Source organism: Pseudomonas sp. K5002 (assembly GCF_013386655.1).
Classification (GTDB): domain Bacteria; phylum Pseudomonadota; class Gammaproteobacteria; order Pseudomonadales; family Pseudomonadaceae; genus Aquipseudomonas.
The window spans coordinates 371-593 of record NZ_JACARK010001388.1; the positions used below are offsets into that span (position 1 = coordinate 371).

1 protein-coding gene is annotated in these 223 nt (G+C 63.7%); it reads right to left on the minus strand.

Annotation, left to right across the window (positions count from 1 at the left end; all coding sequences use genetic code 11):
* Positions 1-19 precede the first annotated feature (19 nt).
* A partial coding sequence (locus HX846_RS36620) for a 2-methylaconitate cis-trans isomerase PrpF family protein (protein ID WP_218645531.1) occupies positions 20-223 on the minus strand: 204 nt, incomplete at its 5' end.

Sequence of the window (223 nt, forward strand, 5' to 3'; positions counted from 1 at the left end):
AGAGCGTGGGAACGATCGGTTAGAAAGAGTCGCCGGGGACGCGTACGAACCCTTCCATCAACACTCGCGCACTGCGGCTCATGATGGCTTTTTTCACGACCCATTCACCGTCGATCTGGCTGGCCTCGGCGCCTACGCGCAACGTCCCGGAGGGATGCCCGAACCGCACCGCATTGCGCTCCACGCCGCCCGCCGCCAAATTCACCAGCGTGCCGGAAATCGC